Origin of the sequence: Synechococcus sp. WH 8016 (genome assembly GCF_000230675.1) — a bacterium.
Lineage (GTDB): Bacteria > Cyanobacteriota > Cyanobacteriia > PCC-6307 > Cyanobiaceae > Synechococcus_C.
The window spans coordinates 707,460-723,524 of sequence record NZ_AGIK01000001.1 but is presented as its reverse complement, the minus strand read 5'-3'; the positions used below and the strand labels follow the sequence as shown (position 1 = coordinate 723,524).

Genomic DNA, 16,065 nt, shown 5'->3' with positions numbered 1-16,065 from the left:
TTGAAAAAGCCACCGACAGGTGGCCTATTGATATACAAGCAGCTAAGGGATGTTATGTAATCCCCCGATTGGGGGGAACTATCCCACCCCCCGTTTTAAAGCGCCCGGTAGGGCGCAATAACAGATGGGTTAACTGATGCTTTACTGCGGTTTAGTTGAGTTCTACATTGACCGTCTTTTCACCTAATACGTATTGCACTAAGCCATTCTCAAAGAATAGGTCTCGCCTATGTAGGAATAAATGAAAGCCGCTTTCAACTTCTTGTCCAAGTTGTTCTCGAACATTGATGGGCAGTTGCATCAAAATTCTGTCATCATCAATAGAGGTTAGTGGTTTTATGGTGTATTTCAATTTAGTAGTATTAGTCATCTTTTGTAGTATTTTCTGGTTTGTTTTGTTTGTTAAATCCAAATGGCATTCCTTTTGGTTCTTGTGATCGGTTGAAGTAAGCTAACTTACTGATCGCCTCAAAACATTTGAGAGTGTCTTCAGCGGTAGCTCCATCAGGCATCTGCTCTAATACAATTTTGTATAGAGGAAAGAACTGATCGGCAGCCTTTTGAACTTCTATTGGCTCAAGTGGTTTTTTCTTACTCATTTGGTTTCTATCGATAGAATTTGTTCCAGTAGGTTGATGTCTAGTTCTAGATCGCCGAGAATGCCATAGCTGACTGGCACATACTCAAGTGGTAGCTTGTCTTCTCTTTGAATCTTCTCGGCAAGTAGCTCTAGTAGTTCCTTGCGATAAGCTCGTGCATTCTTTAGTGAGTTGCGAAACCTTTTTTCTTTTGGTGTAGTCATAAGTCACTCCTCAATTGTCTATCTGACCAATCTCGGATGATTGTATAGAGGAGTGTTGAGCTCACACCTTGTGAGGCAGCGATAGCTTTTAGCTCTGTCTTGAATTGATCTAGTGATGCGAATACATCTGAAGCACGAGCGGCTTCAGTTCTTTTGAGAGATTGCATTTGGTTTAAGTGTGTAAGTTTTCTCAACGCCAGTCCATTGCTCTGGTTCTGTGTCCATCAAGGCCTTAAGAATGTATTCATCTTGCTCGTCGCAAGTTTCAACCATCTCTTTCATTTCGTAGAGATACTGCTTAAAAGCCGACATAATTAGTTTAATAATAGTGTGGGGGTAAAGGTAAAAGCCCTCCGTTAAGAGGGCATGTGTATTCAGATGACTCCGCTTAGCTCAGCTTGTTTCGCAATAGCTAGGCACTCAAGTACAGCCCAAGCTTTTTCGCCTGAGATCATCTCTTGATCACAGATAAATTGAACCGAATCTTCGATTACTTCGGTTAATTCGTTGAGTTGCTCTCGTGAGATTGTGGCATTCATCAAGCTGCACCTCGCTGTTGAATGCGAAGTGTGGAAGCTGATGTTCTCCGACGAGTCACTTCATGAGTGATTACTTCTGGTGAAGTAGCAGGGCTGGTGACTTGTCCTGCCGTGCAGCGGTCATTGTTATCGCTATAGCGATACAGCACAACGGGTCGCCCGTTACGGGTGAAGTTAGACATTTGAATAGATAGACGTGTATTGGATTTCTGCTTCGCGGGTCTCTGTCTATCTCCCAAGTCCTGCAGTAACTTGGGGTACGTGCGGCTAACCCAGTTGGGCGCTACAACTCAGATGCAAGTAGTTTGCCTGTCGGGCCGTGCGACGGTTTACCGATAGGTTTCGTGAACTCGTGATTGGCTCTCCAGCCGCCCAGTCGTTGTCCACTACCTCAAGCTGACATACCCATGACGAGTCTGTCAACTGAGAACTTATTTTATGGGTCAGAGAATGTGACTGAATATGAGTGGAGTCATCTCTTACCCAATGGATTGGTGGGTGTTTATCCCACATAACCCACTGTTTTAAAAAGCCACCGACAGGTGGCCATTGAGTAATCTTCTGTTCATGACGCCCATCGAAATGAGCAAGTAAGTAGGAACGGTTTCGTGCCTCGGGATCACGTCCATCGGAATGGACATCGCCCATCGAAATGAGCAGGTGATTATCAGCGCCGATCGGCTGCAGCGGGATCACATCCACCGGAGTGGATATAAGAGAGGTTTAACTCTCCACTAAAGCATGTCTTTTATCTGCAAATCTGTTACACCCTTATTTCAAATCTCTAGTAGTGATGATGTCGTGAGCTATCAACTTTACAAGAGCAGAGGAGGTGTTCGGTGTGAAACACTTTTGTAATACGCCTGCTCTGTGCGATTTGATACAGCTTTCAGTCAGATCAAGAACTGCAGCGGATTCGGCTACTGTTGCCCCAATGGCATGCAGGATTGCTACCTCCTTTTCCATAGGGGAGATGCGTAGTGGAGGTATAGCAATGGTGGTTTTTAGTTGATCTACTAATGGAGATGTTTCTATAACACCAGTCTGTGACTGGGTTCTTGGGATTTCGTATGGTTTGAATTTACTGCTCATGTTGAGCATATCAAGTACATCTTTTATGTCTTGTGTGAAATGGTGATGCTCTAAAGTGATCTGCGCACTTTTAAATCGACTATGCATATTAGCCTCTGACATTACTAGTTCATCGCATATGCAATGTACGAGTAAAGGCTCGTGATGAGCAGTTAAAAAATCGTTGAATCGTCTAGATGGATTGTTTGATCTTCCAATTTTGCAAACATCTGGAGAGTTTTTCCAGCTGACTACGTATAGGTATGTTGCTTCTTCAGAATCATACACATCTAATATCTACTATCTATGAATTAATAGTAATAGATATGTCAGACAAATGGGTATAATAGAAGGATATTAGTGTTATGAATGATGTCTTTATTTGAAGGCGGCAAAGAACTATCTCAAGAGCAGATGGAGAGTCTTGTTGCTGAAGAGATTTCTAGAAGGCGTGGTTTCAGTACAGCTCCTGGTGTAGCAGTTGCTGGTGCAGCTGGTTCTGTGGCAGGTGAGTCATTGCGGAACAATGTTCACTCCCAAGCATCTAAAGGCTTGCGTGATGAATTCCAGCGCATTCGTCAAGACCCTGAGAGACAAGCGCGTCAGATGGATCAGATGATCCGTACCTATGACAGGTATCTAGAGAAGACAGGTAACCCTGTTGAATATCTCATGGATATGCCTGGTCAGGACTACTGGGCTGCAGGTCGCCTTGGTACTGGAGAAGACGTTGTCTTTATCGATAGTTCTGCACCACACCCAGCTGTTCTCGCTCACGAGCTAGGCCATGTGAATATGAATCACAGCAATGACCCTCTGTCTTTCTTGCAGACATCAGGTCTTGGTAGAGCTAGTGGCAATAACGCTTTTTTATTGGGTGGAGCAGGAGCGGCTCTTGGTGCCTTGACCGGTCAGTTCCGAGCACGGAACAGAAAAGCATCAGAGATGGACGCTCTTAAGAGCCAATTGATTGGTAGTGGCATTGGTGGAGCTGTAGGAGCTGTAGGTGCATCCGGTATGGCTGCATACGAGGGCGAAGCATCCCGGAGAGCACTGGGCTATTTGCCAGAGGATGTAGGGACGATTGATGCCATGGGAGATCTAGGTAGAGCCTGGGCAACTTATGGAATGGGTGGCCCTGGAGAAGCTCTGGTTACTGCTATGGGTATAGGCAGTGCTCTTGCAGCTGCAGCTCACCCAGGCACTAGAGCTTTTATCAAACGAACCGCTGGAGATATTAAGCAGCGGTTTAATCAAAGTCCTACTAATGCACCCGGCAATATCAACACGACTGCTGCCGGGCGGGGTTCTATGCCAACAGGAGCAGCACCAGTTGGTTATTGAGATTAGTTCTCATTAAGCGGTGAGCTTCAGTAGCTGGTCCAGCTCTTTCTTTTCTGCGGCAGTAGCAAGGTTGATTTCCTTGCTGGTGTCAACCTTTACTGGCAGTAGCTCGTAAGTAATGCCGGTCTTGAGATCGATGATGAGCTCAGCGTCTCCACGCATGTTGCAGTTGACAATTCCTGTGAACTCATAGCCATCGATACTCACCTTCTGAATGGTGGTATCTGATGTGTTGTCGTCAATAAGTGGCATCTTGAATTCTTGCGTCCCTGTGAAGACGGTACAAATTTCAGTAGAGTCGATGTTGACTACAGTATCGTTGTGTAATGACATTGGCGGATAGATAATGTTTAGGAGTAATGAATAACTACTTTAGTTTAATCTAGCGTAGATTTATTCGTATGTGGTTATAACTAATGAATAGTATTACTATGGGTAAGTTTCAGCATATAGTGCATCAGCTGTCTTCTTCATCAGTTCTAGTGAGATAGCTCTTTGAATTGGTGTATCTGCACTGATGTGTATTCCTGGGAATGAAGGAGATAAACCAATGATGCATTGGCTGATAATTGAATTATCAATTACCATTATGTTTGTTTCTGTTTTGTCGTAATGACCTTTTTCGTTGTTTGTTATTGAAACTATTAATGAGTTCTCATTGCGTTTTTTGATTGGTAGTCCTTCATGTAATTCGTGACACCAAGCACGTTGGTTCCAATTCTGGATAGCATTCATATGACCTCGTATGGAACGAGAAAGGCACATTCCAAGCAACGGAGATACGAATGTCCAGCAGGATTCTGTTCGCATTGGATCATCGTTAGGCATGTGCTCCTTTGATGAGGATTCGTAGGACATCACTTGATGAACTAGATAGAACAGAGGTTGTCGTCCAAACTCTGCTGAGAAGTCTCTGCCAGCTTGGAGAGCTTGTTCGAATCGAAGAGATGCCCGTTCTCCGTCTAGTTGCTCTACTCCAATCTTTGAAGGAGTGATCACATACAAAGTATTAGGAGTGACGTAGCCTTCTCTTGCGCTTGCAAGCATTGTGTTGTGGAATATGTTACCCACTTCGTTGGTGTCTTGTGCTGATACAGCATCAAACAATGGCGATTCAGGTGATAATAAGTCTGTATGCATAGTGGTTTATTTATAAGTTGGTATTAAAAAGCCCCGTTATTAAACGAGGCTAGCAACCATTGTTAGTGATAGTGAATGCTGTTAACGAGAATAAGGTACATAGTTTGTACCCTGACCGCCTTGAGCTTGTCCAAAGGCTTGCTGAATGACTTGTGCAGTTGCAGCAATTAGTGGATTCATAGCTTCATCAGCAGCTACTTGCTGATAGCCACAGTCTGCTCCATGTACCATCTTTTGTCCTAGAGGAGAACGAGTGAGATTGATGGCCTGCTGTTGGAATGGATCTACCTCACCACTGACAACGACAGCTGGAGGCTCAGGTCTGTTCTGAATGACGATGGAATCGTGCTGAGACATTGGCTGTTGTTGCTGAAGCTGCATCTGTTGAAGCACTTGTGCAACAAGGCGAGGATCAACTGGTTGTGGAGCAGGGGCCATTTGCCGTACTTGAGGCATCGGCTGTGGTTGAGAACCTCCTAGTACAGTTTTATTGTAAAAACTATCCATTGTATTGTCGTCTAAGTTATTTCATTCTAGCAATTGTCTGACATATCTTTGCCAATAATTTCTACTTTAGGGATGAAGGATGGTTTGAATGCCTGCCCTAGCGTTAGCAATGAATCAATATACCCATAACGTGCAAGTAGTGGACAGTGATGAGTTTGTGTAATTCTTTTTCCTTTTAAAGTAACGATTACTCGAAATCTATTGCCTGCTTTGGTATAGCCTAAATGCTTAGACCCATGCGGCCCATTAGCTTCAACACCTTTTGGTCTACCAATAATATTATCTGGTAGATCACTGCAGAAAAAGTCTCCGTGATGCTTCTTCGCTTCGCTCTCATAGGCTAGTCTGGCTAGTAATGGACAATCATAATGCCCAAGATTTTTTGATTTGCTATTTACTTTTAAGTGAGCTATAAATAAATTGTGTTTTGAGGAATAGCTATATCCTAATGCTGCTCTATTCTGAGCTTGTCCTTTTTGTAGGGTCAATCGAAGATTATTTTTCTTATTGTTTGTAGGGTTTCTGTCAATATGATCGACTGTTAGGTCTCCTGGATCTTCTTCATAATATAGATACCATGCGACTCTGTGCTCTAGATATTCTTTTCCATTAAAAGATAGTTTTCGATATCCACTTGAGTCAATATACCCTGCTCTAGTTCCAAGCTCTATTTCACAAGTTCTATTTGAACCTGAATAAGCGATTCGTAAGATTTCTCCTGTGTCAGGGTTGATACTTAAATAGTTTGATATATCCTTCGGAATAGGTTTATGTTTTATCATTTTGTTTTCAGTGTTTAATTTAATAGTCAATAATTTTCCCATCACTATCCATTCCCCATAGAGGTGACCGTTGCACTAAAGCATTGTTTTGTTTTTTGTATTCAGCTTGTTTAATTGCATCTAAACGTTGTTGGTTATCACGTTGTATCTGAGCTTGTTGTGCCATTGCGGCAGCATTGGCTTTAAGTTGTAAGTGAACACGCTCGATGTTTCGTGTATCAGGCACTGAACGCTGTTGGAGAGGAGGGGCAAAGCGTCCTTCACGAGCCGCTGTAATCATGTTTAATACCAAGGCATTGTTTGGTGTAGCAGCTGCAATTGGTTGAATAGTTTCAACTGGCATTGCCAGCCTGATTAATTCTGCATCTACTGGGGAGATAGCTCCACTGTTGAGAGCTTCGAGTGAGTCGAAGTCGTTAGCAGCAGCAGCTTGACGGATGCGTTTGCTTTGTTGCTTGAAGATGCGTTCATCAGACTGCTCTACTTGTTTCGTGAGATCATCGATACGCTTATGCAATAGCTGATTCTCTTTTACGAGACCAGCCAATTCGTTGCGTATCTGGCCTAAAGCTGAAGCGAAGTCTTGAGATAACATCTTTCTATTCCGTATCTAACTATTGTAAATACTTAGGCAGTTACTAGTGTCCTTTTCTTACGTGCACGGGATACACGTTTAGGAGTAACAGCAGGAGCTGGTTTTTCAGATAACTCGTTAACTGCAGGGGCAGCAGGACGAGGTCTTGGAACAGACTTTGTTGGGCGTTCTTTGACTGGTGCAGCGACTGCTTCAGAAGCAGGCTTTGTCCATTGATCTAATGCAGCTAATGGATGTTTATAAGCAGCCTTTGTAATTGCTATCACTGTCAAAGTAAATGCCACCACTGTGCCGATGAAGTTAGCGACGCTACGGATAGCGTTTGCATAATCATCAACACTAGCGGTAGTTATGTGTTTAATGTTTTGATTGAGTTGATCTTGTTGAATAATAATCATAGGTTTAGGAAACGAGAGTAAGGTTTACGTAGAGTTTTTCTGGAGCAGGGTTCCATAGAACTCCGGTTAAGAACCCGCATAGCCAAAGCTTCATGCCGGTTTTGTCGTCTGTGTAGAACGATGCGGAGGGATCTAATGGATCAGCTTCTAGGAACGTGAGACTTGTTGTCTCGTGTCGTAGTGGGATGCGACTTACTGTCATGGACATTGCGCTCCATTCGTCAGGCAAACAATCGGACATCTCTGTGTAGAAATGGTCGATGATTAGCTCCGTTCCGTTTAGAAGTAGCTCTCCATATGTTTTGTACTGTGGCAGATCGAATTGCCATAAGCCCATCTCGTTGCGTGTGATGTGAAAATCCCAAGCATCTAGATCTGGAGCTGAGGCATTGACTTTCTTGCGATCCTCATCGGATAGCTTCCAGTAAGTACAAGTTTGTAATGCTGTTTGTGTCATTGAATTATGTTGATGTAGGTGTTTAAGTGATGGCGATCACGAGCTTGCTCTTTAGCAGCACGTGTCGCACGTTTTTTTTCCGATTGTAAGAACTGAATCTGTACTTGGGTCATTTTGATATTGATATGTAGATGTATATGTGTTGGGGCTTACATCAGCTCTGCTGAATGCCCAAGGATCAGGCAATTACACGATGAGGTCTACGACCGCTACGTGCCATGGATCTGACAGCTACGCCACAGCTACGAATGTTCTCGCGGTGGAAGCGTGCTGAGATAACTGGGTTGACTGTTGAAAAGTCATAATGAGTCTCTTCTTTCTGTGTGGATGGGCGGAGAATAGTGATCACGAACGAGGGAATAAATCCTCGAACGAACGAGTAGACCTGGTTCTGATTGCAAGCACTCAGTGAAAAGGTCACAGTGTTTTTGTGATCTCCTCGGTAGTGACCGATGACTTGGAATGTTGATGATGTCATGTGAATATATAAATGACTGTGGACACGAATTGAAAAAGCCACCGGCAGGTGGCCTTGTTATTAACAGTCGAATACTGCATGGCCGATCTTGCCACTAAAGAAGCTCCCACAGTCCATAGCAATGCGGCCGGGGTGGTGTTCTACCTTTTGCGATTTAGTGACCGTATGGCCGTGGACAACGGTCCAAGGAAGTCCATGATCCTTACAAGTAAGGAAAGGTTTGCGTATCCAGATCAGGTCTTGAGAATCTTGATCTTCTAGTGACACACCTGGCCTAACACCAGCATGAACAAAGAGGTATTCACCCCGTTGCTCATATCGAGGTAGTGAGTGCATCCAGTTGAGATGACCCTTGAGATCTGGGATTACTTCTGCGTTACCGCCGTTGTATTCCCATAGTTCATAGTCATCGTCTTCTAATGATTCAATGAACATCTGCTCATGGTTACCGAGTAAGGCAACACATGAGCGATATCCATGGGATAGGGGTTCTTCAGTAAGAGCACGTACTCGATTGAGGACACGGAGGTCTCCATCTTCTTCAGGACTTCTATCAATGTAGTCGCCTAAGAAGATTAGATCGTGCCCTTGATGTGAGTAGGTTCTAAGTATTTTATCTAGAGGGTTATAGCAGCCATGTACGTCTGCAATTACTAGTGTTGTCATTTATTACTTATTTGATTGCACCAATTGAAATAGCCACCGAGAGGTGGCCTATTGATTAGTCTTCGTCATCTCGATCATTGGTTGTTGGATGTAATCTTTAGAGGGCAATCACCAAACAGATGAGAGCCGTGGTCAATGCGGTTGCAATGTGACCAAGGGGGGTTTTGTCAGCAGTGTTGTGGTTCATTTGGTGACCTCTTTTCGATACCTTTAATATCTTGCAAATGTTGGGATTTCACATCCCCTAAATGGGTGATTCTGTATCCCCAAATGGGGGAATGGTTTACGCGAACGCTGTAACTAATCGCTTCTCTTCGAGGTAGCAGTACGACCTGGGTTCATCTATAGGGAGCTTTGCGTATGTCTGATGAACAGCCATCCGTTTCTGAAAGAACGAATCCAGGAGATGCAGTCCCTTACTAGGTTGTCCGTAGAAACTCCAACCATTACGGGTAGGGAATGAAGCCCACGTGCTTGCAAGCCGATGAGCTTGATGCCTGAATGGACGGTTGACGTCATAACCAGTGGCACGAACGAGTTTCAGTGCTGCACTGTCCTGATTTTCAGGAGACATGACTTGGTTGGTTCCGTTATGCAGTCCTATCCACGTAGTAGATAAAAACTGATAGGCACCAGAGGCGTCTGATCGATAACCACTGCCGTAACGGCTGCCTCGAATTTGTCGGGGGTGGGGATGATCTGTATCAAGAGTGCCTTGCCCAGCTCTATCGGCAAACCGCATCGAATAATTTATCGATTGAGTTTTCTCATCCCACGTTCCTTCTGCGTAGGCAATAGTTTCAAGCAGTGCTTGTGTAGGAGCATGAACTACTGGGACAGGGATGTCTTCAGGTTCTGGTTGTGGTGATTGGTTGAAGCTGTCTAAAGCTTCTTGCATTGTTAGTGGTGCAGCATGTGTAATGGCACCGAGGTTGATACCTGCAGTTAACGAGCAATAGCTAGCCAGCAGAGTTTTAGCAGCGAGTGATCGCAGCTTGATTTTTCTAATCATAGATAAGTAGATAAATAGATATAGGTGTCTGCTTAAGCAGATACACCTATGGTAGATAGTTAAGTCAATTCACTTATTCACCTAGTTTCTGATGATGTGATATCCCACTTCCTGGGATTCCTACTGTCACTCCAGGTGTTTTGGCTTTACCAAGGAGTGGAATATTGACACGGAACCCAGGCACTCCTATGGATGCTGATACTCCAGATCCTGAAGTATTGATCCTTAGTAGACCATTTAAAAAGTTATTTCTTTTCTGGAATTTCATTTGTAATTTAGCAAGTTAATATTGATAAGCCCCGAAGGGCTATGTTTTTATCGTTGTACGGGACGACTGATATATGTCTGTCCTGGAGAACCATCTCCTACAGATACTGTATGAGTGATGACTGGTGTAGTCCCAACGGCAGACTGACGGTCTAGATATCGCTGATACCGCAGTTCCACCTCTTCACGGTGTGTAAGTGCAGTTCCTCTGCGAGTACGAGGACGCACGATTGATGAACGATGGGCGCCATGGCGCTTTGCTTTTTTGATAGACATAAAGTTACCTATATGAGTGGAGAGTCTTCTGATTAGAAATCAGAGGGTGTTTGTCCTATGAACTAGGACACGAACTAAAAAAGCCCCCGACAGGGGGCCATTGGGTTACGCCCAGCGAACTGAGCAGGTAGAGCCGCTTCGGCGATCATCGGGATCACGTCCCACGAATGGGACAGGTAGTGGACTTACACGATTAAATCGATGCCAAGTATATTTGACTATTGGAAGAACAAATATCCGCAGGATCACGTCCGATATACGGACAGGACTGGACTTACACGATTAAATCGATGCCAATCATATTTAACTATTGGAAGAAGAGGTATCCGCGTTCCATATGAAACGCAATTTGGTCAATATATTTACTTAGGCTTTGCAAGTTTCCACTTTTTACAAAGTGATGCACCTTGCGTTCAATCTGATTCAGTATTGTATTTAACTCATTTTTTGTATGAAATATGGGATTGATTAGCGTTTTATTCCCTTGGGGGGTATTGAATGATCCTGCAAGGCAGTTCGTACGTATACGATCCATTGCGTGGACCATCGTTGCATAATCAGATTTTGTATTCTCACAATTTATGATTGCGTTGAACATTTGCATTAAAGACGTACTGATGTATCGAGATGCTGTGATTGATGGTGTAGTGACGACGTTGTAAGAGCGCTCTTGATTTGTACGTGTGTATGGGTATATATGACCCACTCCACCCCACAAATCCCCTACAGCTAAAGCAAATTGTCTGTCACTGATAGTAATGTCTGTCTGCCATAGATGATCAATTGGCATTAACGTCTGCTGTGGTTTAGGTAGGTTTCTTTCGTCCCAAAGGACAACATCAATCTCAGTGAACAGAATTGTAAATTTTCCGTTTTCTTGTTTGAAGAATTTGTCAATTCGGCCTTTCATCATTACAAGTTGTCCGATGTGACCGGACATAATTGTGCGATCAGAACCTTTTTGGCAAAGCGGATGTCTAATTAACTGTTGCCGTCCACGTGTAATACGAGTAGGAACATTATGTGATTTTGATTGTGTAGTATTTGTAGTCATTTGACTGTATAGATAGTTTGTTTACTGGTCCTGAGGACACTTATTAAAAAAGCCGCCATCCCTGGCGGCCATAGTGATTCCTAATGTGTAATTACGTCCCACGAATGGGACAAGTTGTGGACTTATACATCAGTGATGAAGCCACAGAGATCGCCTGGCTCAAGGTAGGATCACGTCCGATAAACGGACAGGTGTAGCTGATTATCTGCGTGTGGCAGCTCTAAAGTTACGGCGAGCTATTTTGAGAGACTTACGTGCAGTGACAAAGTACTGCCATCTCTCAGGGGTGATGGTGGATGTCATACAGGCATCGATCTTTTCGATCATGTCGTCAAGATTCTCGATGTATGTATCGCATAATGAGATGAGTTCTTCGGCATCTACTGCAGAGATACCAGATGTGGCAGTCTCTGCGTATTGTTGAAGCTGTCCGAAGTCAATCTTGTCTGGGATGTCAGTCATGTGTTTGAACAGTATGGTCTACTAAAGCATGTCTTTTATTTGCAAAAGCATTACACCCTTATGTGTGAACAGGCTTTGAGGCAGAGTCGAAATATTCGACCATATAGTTATAGACGTCGGAGTCGTTCTCGATGTCATTGAGATACCTGCAAGTCCAGCCACCTACGGTTTGCCGGTTGCCTTGGCATACACGATGAATAACATGTGATGGATGTTTGATTATTTCAGCTATTTGAGCAGCTGTTCCGTCAAGCATTTGTTGGTCACGGGTGATTGCAACAATGCGTTGATTTCTTTTTTCTGATTGAGTTGTCATTTTGTTTGTAATTTGGATTGTTGTTTATTTGTGTTTTGTCTTACGTCTGACTTATCAAAATCGTCGTGATAAGACACTTCGCTCTACTTGAGTACATAGTGATACAAAAAGTGTCTTACGACGAGGTTCGAAAAAAAGCAGTGATAAGACAGCAGTTCTAGTCATACCAAGGGTTTTGGGAAGGGTGACTTAGCACGATTTTTTGTCCTAAGACAGCTGAAAACCACTGCAGGGCAATGCATTTCACTGTTTATATACCCTTCTGTCTTATGTCTTTGATCTCAAAAACATATGCAATATAAAAAGTAGAAGAGACCTGTGGAAAACCCTATTTAAAAAAGGTATATATAGGGAGTTTCTGTGACAGGTAAGACAAATCCTTGAGACACATTGCGCTGCAAGGGATTTGCCCTGTCTTACGTCATAAGACACCTTAAGTCAGCATTTAGTTACTGTTTTGCTCCACAATGTTTGTGACCCACTGCATCACCGAGATGGGCGATTCGAGGGCTTGAACTTTAGCGTCAAGAGCATCAGCAGCTGCTAGTAGTCCGTTGCCACGAAGTGAAGTTGCGTAGTAGGACATGCTTTCTTTCCAGCAGGAACGGATGTTGCCGTGCTGTGAGATCTTGAATTCGATTGATTCTCGATCCAAATTAAGCATCGACCACCAGATGTAATAAATCTGTGCTTCGACTGAAAGCTGTGTTTCCAAGTCGTCGAGGTTATCTTCTTCATAGCGGTCTTCGCGATACTCATTGAGTTCACGCATCATGTGAGTGAAGATGATGTCTTGATACTCTTCAGCGTCGCTGTCGGGAGGGCAGTCATTCTTGAAGGCTTGAGCATCTTTAGCTTCTTGAGGCCAAACTTCAGCGAATTGACGATCCCATTCGGTCTGAATTGCTTCTGTTATTGATTGAATAGACATAGGATTTTGTATGGGTAGGGGTTGTTTTGTTATTACGCTCAAGCTTGAGCTTTATGTGGGCTTATACAGGCAAACCTGACGCCACTAAGACCAAAAGCCGCGACACCTCGCGGCCATAATGAGTTCATTTATGAGAATGATTCTCACTTTGTAGAAAATAATTCACTATGAACGGTGGGTATGCTCCAGTTAACGAACACTCTCCAAAGTTTTCTGAAAGGTATTCAGTAAATGTAAGAGCATTAGTATTGCGTCCAGGTCTACGACCGAGAAACGCAAGTAACTGCAGACGCTGATGCGACTGTGTTAACTAGGGGGGTGTGGCTATTGATAGGAATCAAAGCTAGAGATAGGAGGTAGATGTAATAGATATAGGTATAAATCAGTGCGATATTGTACTCATATAGGAATGAGAATCATTATCACTACTGAATTATTAGATATCTGGGTGTCAATGTAGTGGATTGACGATTTCACTACCAGGATGTGCCTAATTTCCGTAGATATCGGGAGATAAACCCTAGTAATACTGCGGATTTACGCAAATGTAGGCGAATAATAGGAGTGTTAAGCTATTATTAAGTAATCTATCGGAATATATAGAGTCAGACAGTAGAATTTACAGCTGTATTTACTCCATATTTTTAGATAGAGGAATGAGTCGTAGAAAATATAGGCATATTCGCCCATATTTCTAGACATCGGGGGTGATCAGTAAATGATCGGGGGATATCAGTAGATATCAGTGGATGATCCCTAGACATGTCCAGTAAGAATGATAATCATTCTCATAATTAAGGACATATGGGGGTGATCATCTGTATATCAAGCAGGATCTAGTCAGATTGCTTCTCGATGTTGTGAGGATGGGTAAAGTCTTCCTCGCCCATGTAAATATTTTGCACAGCTACGGACGATGCCGATAATTGTGCAGCCATGGAGGCGAATGAAGCGAGATTATTTAAATCTTCGTGCTTGGCAGCGAGATCTTGATTACTCAGAGCCCATCCCATCATCTGATTGATGAGACGGAGGATAACCAGTTTTGGAATCATGTGATCATCGAACTTCTCACTCATCGCTTCGATAATCTCAGCAGATACCCGTTCGATTCGTTCTTGATAGTCTTCAGAACCCTCTGACTGTGCAGATGCTTCTGTTGTTGCGGATTTATGCAGCTGTTGTAGCTGTTCGATTGAAATCGAGGCAGGAAAATCCTCGGGGCGGGAGGTAGTCATAAAAAGTAGTTACGTATATGGGATACAAGTGAAAAAGAGAGCCACCGAGTAGGTGGCCTCTTGTGATTTCGCCCACTGACGTGAGCATGTGATGGGCCACTTCAAAAAGGGATAAGGATCACGCCCAATGTTGGGCAAGGGTGGACTTACACATCCGAGGATGCTGCCACCGTGATCAGTTCTTAGCCGCAGGCATAGCTCCGACTGTGACTGTCACCTGGTCCATACGGACGCGAGGTCTTTTGAGGAGTTTCACCTCACCAGTCGCCTTATCAGTCCATGTCGAGGTGACTTCTTTGACGTGCCCGACAACGTGGCAGCGACGGCCAGCAGGCAGATATCCCTTTTTGTAAAGTGACATCAGGCCATTGCTGTTTGTGAAACAGAATTCACATCCCATGTCGTCATCCTGAAGATTTTGGATGACAGACACAGACAGGAATTCTTGACCGTCACGGGTGACGAGTTCCGCATTGAAAATTCGTCCCTCCAGTGTCAAGGAATTAAATCCTGCGTAGTTTTTGGGAAGCGGCTTCTCAGTGGAGACAGCAGTGTTGGACAGGGTTGTAGCGGTATTGGCAGTAGCCATGAAGTGAATCCAGTACATGCTGGATACGAGAGAACGTCCTACGAGAGGACACGAATGAAAAAAGCCACCGACAGGTGGCTGGTGATTACGATCAGAAGATTTCGACTACATCGATTGCAGTGTCATTATCTGATGAGTAGTAGTCATCATCAGTTGGCACATCTAGTCCTAGCTCCTGATAACATTTACGCATGCCGGTGAAATCACCGTATGTATAAAGATCAGTGGAGCAGGAATCGTTGTTGTCGTTATAGATAGAACGCATTGGTTTATATGCAAAGGACATCCCATGACTGGGACACCCTTTGAAAGAGCCACCGATAGGTGGCCTCTTCACTCAGCTAGCAGACAGCATTGCCATGGCACGCTGCTGCTGGATGCTGGGAACATCAGCATGATTGAGTACTAATACTCCTTTAGGCATGCCGAGCTCCTGACGGAGACGCATCGCTCTGGTGACATATGCCTGGTAGGCATACTTCAGGTCATCACCTCTGAGAAATTCAGGGTGATAGTGAATCGTTGGATCACTAACCGTGATACCTGCTCTGATGAATGAGCGAAGTAGGGGAGCGATCTCGAATCGCTTCGAACCTGTAATCAGGTGCTGAGCTACCTGGATCACCATATTGTTGGTACCAGGAGCCATCCCCTCTGTGAAAAACACGAGGAGCTCTGGCAGACCGTGCTGAGCCATACCGACTGTGTAAATGAAACCGGGATGGGTCTCATCTCCACGAATCGGGAATAAGGCGAAACCGTGGTTCTTTGCTACACCGGTCTTCTGTATCTCGTAAGCCTCGATCGCAGAAGGGAAGGAGGAGGAGGTGGTTGTCATGTGAATTATGTGTAGGACACGATTTAAAAAAGACACCGGCAGGTGTCCTTCTTAGGCTGTTTCAGATGCTTGTTACACGAGTAGGTATTGCACCGCTCTCTAATCTGTATTGGATTTTAGTAAGCGATGAAATCTTAGAGTGTAGATCTTCTAATGATGTGAAGTTAAACTCCTTGCCAGTCCTTTCAGACTTACCTTTTACGCAACCCTTTGCGTTGACGTAGATGCGGAATCTGTCTCGGATCTGTCTGCGTTGAGTACCCTTGACATACTTGATGTAGCAAGCGATCTCAGTCCAATAGA

General features: G+C 44.0%; 20 protein-coding genes. 1 reads left to right on the top strand and 19 read right to left on the bottom strand.

Annotation, left to right across the window (positions count from 1 at the left end):
- Nucleotides 1-362: 362 nt before the first annotated feature.
- The 4 genes from SYN8016DRAFT_RS03815 to SYN8016DRAFT_RS03805 form a co-directional block, all read right to left on the bottom strand.
- Nucleotides 363-599 (bottom strand): hypothetical protein, encoded by a 237-nt coding sequence (locus tag SYN8016DRAFT_RS03815; protein WP_006852951.1) that lies wholly within the window; start codon nt 597-599, stop codon nt 363-365.
- Nucleotides 596-802 carry a hypothetical protein gene (locus tag SYN8016DRAFT_RS03810; protein ID WP_006852950.1) on the bottom strand — a complete coding sequence of 69 codons (207 nt, stop codon included), beginning with the start codon at nt 800-802 and terminating at the stop codon, nt 596-598. The genes SYN8016DRAFT_RS03815 and SYN8016DRAFT_RS03810 overlap by 4 nt, the downstream gene beginning before the upstream one ends.
- Nucleotides 803-1,176: 374 nt before the next feature.
- The gene (locus tag SYN8016DRAFT_RS15275; RefSeq protein WP_006852948.1) at nt 1,177-1,341 is read right to left on the bottom strand and encodes a hypothetical protein; all 165 of its coding nucleotides are present in this window, start codon (nt 1,339-1,341) and stop codon (nt 1,177-1,179) included.
- Nucleotides 1,342-2,112: 771 nt separating this feature from the next.
- On the bottom strand, nt 2,113-2,700 hold the full coding sequence (locus tag SYN8016DRAFT_RS03805) for a GIY-YIG nuclease family protein (RefSeq protein ID WP_159098296.1): 588 nt from the start codon (nt 2,698-2,700) through the stop codon (nt 2,113-2,115).
- An 84-nt stretch (nt 2,701-2,784) separates the two neighbouring features.
- On the opposite strand from SYN8016DRAFT_RS03805, the gene SYN8016DRAFT_RS03800 reads away from it, so the two are divergent.
- Entirely contained in the window at nt 2,785-3,756 is a 972-nt protein-coding gene (locus SYN8016DRAFT_RS03800; RefSeq protein WP_006852945.1) for a hypothetical protein, read from the top strand.
- A 12-nt stretch (nt 3,757-3,768) separates the two neighbouring features.
- On the opposite strand, the gene SYN8016DRAFT_RS03795 is transcribed toward SYN8016DRAFT_RS03800, so the two are convergent.
- The 15 genes from SYN8016DRAFT_RS03795 to SYN8016DRAFT_RS03740 all read right to left on the bottom strand — a co-directional run bounded on the left by SYN8016DRAFT_RS03795 (nt 3,769) and on the right by SYN8016DRAFT_RS03740 (nt 15,762).
- Nucleotides 3,769-4,008, bottom strand: coding sequence for a hypothetical protein (locus SYN8016DRAFT_RS03795; protein ID WP_141561349.1), 240 nt, complete (start codon nt 4,006-4,008; stop codon nt 3,769-3,771).
- A gap of 177 nt (nt 4,009-4,185) precedes the next feature.
- Entirely contained in the window at nt 4,186-4,896 is a 711-nt protein-coding gene (locus SYN8016DRAFT_RS14900) for a hypothetical protein (protein ID WP_006852943.1), read from the bottom strand.
- Between the two features lie 81 nt (nt 4,897-4,977).
- Nucleotides 4,978-5,352, bottom strand: coding sequence for a hypothetical protein (locus SYN8016DRAFT_RS03790; protein ID WP_216725571.1), 375 nt, complete (start codon nt 5,350-5,352; stop codon nt 4,978-4,980).
- 77 nt (nt 5,353-5,429) lie between these two features.
- Nucleotides 5,430-6,227 carry an HNH endonuclease signature motif containing protein gene (locus tag SYN8016DRAFT_RS14395; protein ID WP_006852941.1) on the bottom strand — a complete coding sequence of 266 codons (798 nt, stop codon included), beginning with the start codon at nt 6,225-6,227 and terminating at the stop codon, nt 5,430-5,432.
- Nucleotides 6,205-6,780: a hypothetical protein gene (locus tag SYN8016DRAFT_RS03780; protein ID WP_006852940.1), complete on the bottom strand. Its 576-nt coding sequence runs from the start codon at nt 6,778-6,780 to the stop codon at nt 6,205-6,207. The genes SYN8016DRAFT_RS14395 and SYN8016DRAFT_RS03780 overlap by 23 nt, the downstream gene beginning before the upstream one ends.
- A gap of 32 nt (nt 6,781-6,812) precedes the next feature.
- Nucleotides 6,813-7,178 (bottom strand): hypothetical protein, encoded by a 366-nt coding sequence (locus SYN8016DRAFT_RS14895; protein WP_006852939.1) that lies wholly within the window; start codon nt 7,176-7,178, stop codon nt 6,813-6,815.
- Between the two features lie 995 nt (nt 7,179-8,173).
- Nucleotides 8,174-8,779 carry a metallophosphoesterase family protein gene (locus SYN8016DRAFT_RS16015; RefSeq protein WP_006852937.1) on the bottom strand — a complete coding sequence of 202 codons (606 nt, stop codon included), beginning with the start codon at nt 8,777-8,779 and terminating at the stop codon, nt 8,174-8,176.
- A 283-nt stretch (nt 8,780-9,062) separates the two neighbouring features.
- On the bottom strand, nt 9,063-9,791 hold the full coding sequence (locus SYN8016DRAFT_RS14890; protein WP_006852936.1) for a hypothetical protein: 729 nt from the start codon (nt 9,789-9,791) through the stop codon (nt 9,063-9,065).
- A gap of 73 nt (nt 9,792-9,864) precedes the next feature.
- The gene (locus SYN8016DRAFT_RS16010) at nt 9,865-10,059 is read right to left on the bottom strand and encodes a DUF4236 domain-containing protein (protein WP_006852935.1); all 195 of its coding nucleotides are present in this window, start codon (nt 10,057-10,059) and stop codon (nt 9,865-9,867) included.
- Between the two features lie 582 nt (nt 10,060-10,641).
- Nucleotides 10,642-11,388, bottom strand: coding sequence for a hypothetical protein (locus SYN8016DRAFT_RS03765; protein ID WP_141561347.1), 747 nt, complete (start codon nt 11,386-11,388; stop codon nt 10,642-10,644).
- A gap of 201 nt (nt 11,389-11,589) precedes the next feature.
- Nucleotides 11,590-11,850: a hypothetical protein gene (locus SYN8016DRAFT_RS03760; protein ID WP_006852931.1), complete on the bottom strand. Its 261-nt coding sequence runs from the start codon at nt 11,848-11,850 to the stop codon at nt 11,590-11,592.
- 761 nt (nt 11,851-12,611) lie between these two features.
- Complete coding sequence (locus tag SYN8016DRAFT_RS03755; RefSeq protein ID WP_006852929.1) at nt 12,612-13,097, bottom strand: hypothetical protein; 486 nt, start codon at nt 13,095-13,097, stop codon at nt 12,612-12,614.
- Between the two features lie 836 nt (nt 13,098-13,933).
- The gene (locus tag SYN8016DRAFT_RS03750; RefSeq protein WP_006852928.1) at nt 13,934-14,335 is read right to left on the bottom strand and encodes a hypothetical protein; all 402 of its coding nucleotides are present in this window, start codon (nt 14,333-14,335) and stop codon (nt 13,934-13,936) included.
- A 175-nt stretch (nt 14,336-14,510) separates the two neighbouring features.
- Nucleotides 14,511-14,924 carry a hypothetical protein gene (locus SYN8016DRAFT_RS03745; RefSeq protein ID WP_141561346.1) on the bottom strand — a complete coding sequence of 138 codons (414 nt, stop codon included), beginning with the start codon at nt 14,922-14,924 and terminating at the stop codon, nt 14,511-14,513.
- Nucleotides 14,925-15,261: 337 nt separating this feature from the next.
- Complete coding sequence (locus tag SYN8016DRAFT_RS03740) at nt 15,262-15,762, bottom strand: DUF4262 domain-containing protein (protein ID WP_006852925.1); 501 nt, start codon at nt 15,760-15,762, stop codon at nt 15,262-15,264.
- Nucleotides 15,763-16,065: the final 303 nt, after the last annotated feature.